At 60.2% G+C, this 4,964-nt stretch carries 6 protein-coding genes; all 6 read left to right on the top strand.

Annotated elements, in window-relative coordinates:
• The coding region (locus tag WCG50_RS17420) for a biotin/lipoyl-containing protein (RefSeq protein ID WP_336900864.1) at window positions 1-741 on the top strand (741 nt) is incomplete at its 5' end.
• Between the two features lie 37 nt (window positions 742-778).
• Window positions 779-1,699 (top strand): glyoxylate/hydroxypyruvate reductase A, encoded by a 921-nt coding sequence (locus WCG50_RS17415; RefSeq protein WP_336900863.1) that lies wholly within the window; start codon window positions 779-781, stop codon window positions 1,697-1,699.
• A gap of 39 nt (window positions 1,700-1,738) precedes the next feature.
• Window positions 1,739-2,647, top strand: coding sequence for a hydroxymethylglutaryl-CoA lyase (locus tag WCG50_RS17410; RefSeq protein ID WP_336900862.1), 909 nt, complete (start codon window positions 1,739-1,741; stop codon window positions 2,645-2,647).
• Window position 2,648: 1 nt separating this feature from the next.
• Window positions 2,649-3,371 carry a YbaK/EbsC family protein gene (locus WCG50_RS17405; protein WP_336900861.1) on the top strand — a complete coding sequence of 241 codons (723 nt, stop codon included), beginning with the start codon at window positions 2,649-2,651 and terminating at the stop codon, window positions 3,369-3,371.
• A complete protein-coding gene (locus tag WCG50_RS17400; protein WP_336900860.1) occupies window positions 3,368-4,000 on the top strand; it encodes a 2-hydroxychromene-2-carboxylate isomerase in 633 nt (210 codons plus the stop codon). Before WCG50_RS17405 ends, WCG50_RS17400 begins: the two co-directional genes overlap by 4 nt.
• 29 nt (window positions 4,001-4,029) lie before the next feature.
• Window positions 4,030-4,964 (top strand): CBS domain-containing protein (locus tag WCG50_RS17395; protein WP_336900859.1); only part of this gene is annotated, 935 nt, incomplete at its 3' end.

Here is a 4,964-nt window from a genome sequence, read left to right as displayed (position 1 = left end):
ACCAATGTTCAGTTTTTGCGCAACGTGGTGCAAAGCCGCTCGTTTGCCCAGGCGGATCTGGACACCGGCTTGATTCCGCGCGAAGAAGCGGTGTTGTTCAAGCAGGAAAAAGTCGGTTTGAGCCTGGCCGTGGCGGGCGCCATCGCCCACACGCTGCTGGCCGAGAAATCGGCCGAGGCAACCGTCGCCAACCGCGCCGTGTGGCTGGACCCGTGGGCGCGCCAGGATGGCTGGCGTTCACACGGTCCGAGTTCCCGCCGCTTTGACTTTGAGTTTCAGGGTGTCGTTCATGTGGTGCAACTGACCACGCTGCACGATGGCGCGCTGCAGCTCGATGTGGCGGGCGATGTTGGCGTGTTCTCGTTCATGCCGGTAACGCATGGCATTGATGTTCGTTTTGCGGCCCATCGCCAGATTGTGAATATATATACAAACGGGGCTGTAGCCCACGTATTCACTGCGCAAGGGGCTACGCAAATCATAGCAATTGATGCACTGGCGCATGCTGGTGATGCGCAGGTGGAGGGCGGTCGTCTGACCGCACCGATGCCGGGCAAGGTGGTGTCGTTTGCCGTCAAGGCCGGCGACAAGGTCACCAAGGGCCAAGCGCTGGCGGTGATGGACGCCATGAAAATGGAGCACACCATTGCCGCCCCGATGGACGGTGTGGTGGCAGAGTTGCTCTACGCCCCCGGCGACCAGGTGACGGAAGGTTCCGAGTTGCTCAAACTGGTGGCGTGACGGCGCTGCTGCGCTAAACCGGGTTACGCTTGCAGCCATGAACATCACTTTTTGCTGCACCAACACCCCCGCCGAGCCCTGGTTGCAGGGGCTGCGCGCTGCGTTGCCGGGCGCCAGCGTCGAGCTTTGGACAACCGGCGATGCCCCGGCCGACCACGCGGTGGTCTGGGCGCCGCCGCAACAGTTTTTTGACGAGCAAACGCAACTCAAGGGCGTTTTCAACATCGGCGCTGGTGTGGATGCGCTGCTGAAGCTGCGCCTGCCACCCAAGGCCACGGTGGTGCGCCTCGACGATGCGGGCATGGCGGTGCAAATGGCGGAGTACGTGTGCCACGCCGTCATCCGGCACTTTCGGGAGTTTGATGGCTACGAAGCCGACACCCGGGTGGGCCAGTGGCGCAGTCGCCCACCACGTCAGCGGATTGACTTCCCCGTGGGTGTGATGGGGCTGGGCGTGCTGGGTGAGCGGGTGGCCAAGGCGCTGGCGCACTTTGAATTTCCGGTGAACGGCTGGAGTCGCAGCCTCAAAGTGGTTGAAGGCGTCACTGGTTTTTCTGGTGCCGCGCAATTCGATGACTTTCTGCGTGCCAGCAAAGTGCTGGTCAACCTGCTGCCGCTCACGGCTGAAACGCAGGACATCATGAACCGCGAATCGCTGTCAAAACTGCAAGCGGGCGGCTATGTCATCAATGTGGCGCGCGGCGCCCATCTGGTGGACGATGATTTGCTGGCGCTGATTGACAGCGGTCAGCTGAGCGGGGCGACGCTCGATGTCTTTCGCGCAGAACCCCTGGCCGCAGATCACCCGTTCTGGCGGCACCTCAAAATAACGATCACGCCGCACACCTCGGCGCGCACTTTGCTTGAGACTTCCATCGCGCAGATTGCCCAAAAAATCATGGCGCTGGAGCAAGGCTTTTCAGTTGCCGGTAAGGTTGATACATCTCGTGGTTACTAGATTGCGCAGCGCAGTCCTTTCAAATATCAGGAAATCAAGATGAGCCTCCCCACCCGCGTCAAACTGGTCGAAGTCGGCCCGCGTGACGGTCTTCAAAACGAAAAACAACCGGTCCCCGCTGCCGTCAAAATTGAACTGGTACACCGACTGCAAGACGCTGGCCTGACCGAGATCGAGGTCACCAGTTTTGTGTCGCCCAAGTGGGTGCCGCAGATGGCGGACAACACGCAAGTCATGGCGGGCATACAAAGAAAAGCCGGTGTGCGCTACTCGGTGCTGACGCCCAATTTGCAGGGCTTCGAGGCCGCTTTGGCCACCAAACCCGATGAGATTGTGGTGTTTGGTGCGGCCAGCGAGGCTTTCAGCCAGAAGAATATCAACTGCTCGATTGCCGAGAGCATCGAGCGTTTTGCGCCCGTAGTCGCTGCAGCGCGGGCGGCGGGCATTTATGTGCGCGGCGCCATGTCTTGCACGGTAGGCTGCCCCTATGAGGGCGAGATTGCGCCGGAGCGCGTCAGTTATCTGGCCGGGCTCATGAAGGGCATCGGCGTGCAGCATGTCGGCGTGGCCGACACCATTGGCGTCGGCACACCGCTCAAGGTGCAGCGCGCCATTGAGGCCACGCTCAAGCACTACGATCTGAACGACATTTCAGGTCATTTTCATGACACCTATGGCATGGCACTGGCCAACACGCTCATCAGTTTGCAAATGGGCATCTGGCAGTTTGATACTTCAGTGGCCGGTTTGGGCGGCTGCCCATACGCCAAGGGCGCCACCGGCAATGTGGCCACCGAAGACGTGGTCTACCTGCTGCATGGCATGGGGATTGAGACCGGCGTGGACCTCGACAAACTGATCGATGCGGGCCAGTTCATCAACCATTTTCTTGGCCGCCAATCTGGCTCACGCGCGTCGCTGGCCTTGCTCAACAAGAGGCTCAACTGATATGTGTGGTGCCGAATTAACGTCCTTGCCTGAAGGGGTGCAGCGCGTTGCTGCCGCCCTGCTGGCCCAAGATCACCCGCATGCCCCCGTGATGCTGAACGATGCGGCCCGCACGGCCCAACAAGCCGCCGATGCGCTGGGCGTGGCGGTCGGGCAGATCGCCAAAAGCATCATCTTTCGCCGCCTGTCCGACGACGCAGCGGTGCTGGTCGTCACGTCAGGCGACCAACGGGTGGACGAGAACAAAGTGGCTGCGCTGGTGGGTCCGCTGGGCCGTGCCGACGCGGCATTTGTCAAAGCCAAAACAGGCTTTTCGATTGGCGGCGTCGCGCCGCTGGCCCACGCACTGCCGTCTGTGACGCTGATTGACCAGATGTTGTTTCGCTTCGAGGCGATCTGGGCCGCAGCGGGCCACCCGCACAGCGTGTTCCAGTTGAGCCCGCAGCAGCTCGCCCAGTTAACGGATGCGCCGGTGGTGGATGTGGCGCAAGTGGTTTTTGTTGCTCCTGAATCAATAGCTACTCGCGCAGGTGTCGCAAGGGCTACAGCCATTAATGTGCCTTCGCCCTGCATCTCGGTGTGTCGCATGGACAAGGCCACTGATTTGTGTGAAGGCTGCTTTCGCACGATTGAAGAAATCCGTCAGTGGAGCAACTCAGATGACGCAGCCAAACACGCTCTCTGGCTAATAATTGAGCAACGTGCGGCAGCGAACCTGGCATGAAACACATCACCTTCTACCTCGACTTCATCTCTCCCTACGCCTACCTGGCGTTTGAGAAATTGCCGGTCGCCCTGATGGGGCACAGCTACAGCGTGACCTACAAACCCATCCTGTTCGCTGCGCTGCTCAAGCACCACGGGCAGTTGGGCCCGGCCGAGATACCTGACAAACGTGACTGGACTTACCGTCAGGTGCTATGGCAAGCCCACACTCAGGGCCTTGATTTGCAAATGCCTGCCAGCCATCCCTTTAACCCGCTGGGTTTGCTGCGTCTGGCGGTGGCGAGTCAGGCGCAGGGCGAGCCCAACCGGTATGTGTGCGAGACCCTGTTTCGCCATGTCTGGCGGGGCGGGGCTGAAGCCTCCGACCCGGCGCGGCTTGAGGCACTGACGGCACAACTCAACCCGCCCCGGTTGGCGTCCGATCCCACGGTCAAAGACCAGCTCAAAGCCCATACCGACGAGGCCCTTGCGCTGGGTGTTTTTGGCGTTCCCACTTTGGCGGTGGATGGCAAACTATTCTGGGGCTTTGACGCGCTGCCGATGCTGGCAGCCTACCTCTCGGGCGACCCCTGGTTTGACGCGAACTGGGACAGCGTTGCAAGCGTGGCGCAAGGCATTCGGCGTTGAATGGATGGGCTTGCTAACAGGTCCGATTTATGCCCAATGCTTTTAATTTTTCTGCTTCCCCCTTTGACTGTCTGAGCCCAGACGAGCAACGACTGGTTCGTTACAGCGTCGATGTCGCCTATTTCCGCGAGGGCGAGACGATTCTTGACCTGGGCATCGCCCCGACCCATCTTTTTATCATCATTAAAGGGTTTGTAACCCAGTTTGACGAGAGCGAAGTGGTCACCACCTACGGGCCGGATGACTGTTTTGATGGCCGGGGGTTGGTGGCTGGCAAGGTCAGCAGCCGGTTTGTGGCGGCCGAAGAAGTGGTGGCCTACCAGTTGACGCATCAGGCCGTGAGCGACCTGATCGCCTCGAATGCCACCTTTGGCGCCTTGCTTTTCTCTGACCTGGGCAACAAGCTCAGCGCATTGTCTGACCGCAAGAATCTGAACGAACAGCAATCGCTCACCTTATGCCGTGTCGACGAGGCCTTTTTGCGCACCGCCCACTTTGTGGCGTATGAAACGGATGTGCTCTCGGTCGTCAAGCTGTTTCAGGCAGAGCGCACCACCGCCGTGTTGGTGCGCGACACGCGGGCCGAGGTGCATCGTGTGGGCATTTTTACCAGCTCCACACTGCAGCGCGCCATCCTGGATGGCCGCCCGCTGGACCAGTTAATGGCCGGTGAACTGGCCAACTATTCACTGATTGAAGTGAGTCCTTCTGACCAGCTTGGCGATGTGATGGATGTCATGCTGCGCCACCGGATTCGTCGCGTGTTGGTGGTGGACGGCGGAGAGATCAAAGGCATGCTGGAGGCGCTGGACCTCTTCAGTTTCCTGTCCAACCAGTCGCACCTGATCACGATGCACATCGAAGAGGCCAAAGACCTAGCCGCGCTGAGCGTAGCCGCCGCCCAGATCACCCGCATGATTGCCACGCTTTACCGCAGTGGCTCGCGCATTCACCTGATCGCCCG

Origin of the sequence: Rhodoferax sp., assembly GCF_037143375.1 — a bacterium.
Classification (GTDB): domain Bacteria; phylum Pseudomonadota; class Gammaproteobacteria; order Burkholderiales; family Burkholderiaceae_C; genus Rhodoferax.
The sequence above is the reverse complement of the archived record's forward strand: the minus strand, read 5'-3'. Positions and strand labels throughout refer to the sequence as shown.